1 protein-coding gene and 1 pseudogene are annotated in these 1,044 nt (G+C 40.6%); both read right to left on the bottom strand.

Going from position 1 to position 1,044, the window contains the following annotated elements; genetic code table 11:
* A pseudogene (locus tag LJD34_RS15980) lies at window positions 1-196 on the bottom strand (conjugal transfer protein); the annotation flags it as partial.
* Window positions 197-513: 317 nt separating this feature from the next.
* Window positions 514-1,044 (bottom strand): NlpC/P60 family protein (locus LJD34_RS15975; RefSeq protein ID WP_227360363.1); only part of this gene is annotated, 531 nt, incomplete at its 5' end.

Genomic DNA, 1,044 nt, shown 5'->3' with positions numbered 1-1,044 from the left:
CAATGATTTCTTTTTCATGGGTCGTGTGCTGGTCGATAGCCGTAAAATTCTTATACACTCCAAAGCTCACGCTTGCGATAAGCACCACCCACAACGCAATCACGGTTTTCTTATGTGTGCCTACCTTAACAGTACGCACCTTTTTTTCTTTTGGTTCTTTGAGAGTTTCTGTCTGTTTCTTATTCTTCTTAAACATATTTTTCAAGTCCTTTCTGTCCTTTCATAATAAAGTCTTACATTTACAAGTGCCTTTGTGATAAAATAGTTTGACAATAGAAAAGCCTGAAATGCTCTGCACTCCAAGCTGGTCAGCGTGACGATTCCACGTTCTGATTTATGACATTGCCACCTATGGTATTTATCCTAATATTGTCAGGCTTTTTTATGATTTTTGCTTTGTGGTTGTCATACTTTTTTATTAATCATTCGTTGTGATAAATGTTGTCACACTTTTTTATGAAAATGTCATACTTTATTCTCATATTGTCAAACTTAATTATTTTCAGACACTTTCTATTGTTTTACTCGTCCTGCACCGATTAAGTGCTGTTGCCAGTAACTACTGCTTAGGTCTGCATATCCTATCGGGTCGCCTGCATGGTACATCTGATTATTTCCTACATAGATACCGACGTGTGTTACATAACTTCCAGCGTTATAAGTGGAATGGAAAAATACCAAGTCCCCAGCCTTTGCCTGCGAGAGTGGAAGATGTTGGGTAGCGTCATACTGTGCTTGTGCGGTTCTCGGTAAGGAGATACCAGCTTTTCCATAGCACCATTGCACAAGTCCGCTACAATCAAAGGAAGTGTTGGGGTTACTGCCACCATACACATACTTCCAGCCTTGATATTTCAACGCTTCATTCATAATCGCTTGTGCCGTCGCATTATCAAAGTGTGCCACGGTCAGATATTGATTGACTAATTCCACATAGAACATATTTCCATAGCCATACCGCCAGCCCCCGTTCTTTGCAACAGCTATCGGATTGGTATAGGTTACTTTCTTTCCACCCGATTTCTCACGGGCGAAGCTCTCTGC

Origin of the sequence: Faecalibacillus sp. MSK20_93, from assembly GCF_020589945.1 — a bacterium.
Lineage (GTDB): Bacteria > Bacillota_I > Bacilli_A > Erysipelotrichales > Coprobacillaceae > Faecalibacillus > Faecalibacillus intestinalis.
The sequence above is the reverse complement of the archived record's forward strand: the minus strand, read 5'-3'. Positions and strand labels throughout refer to the sequence as shown.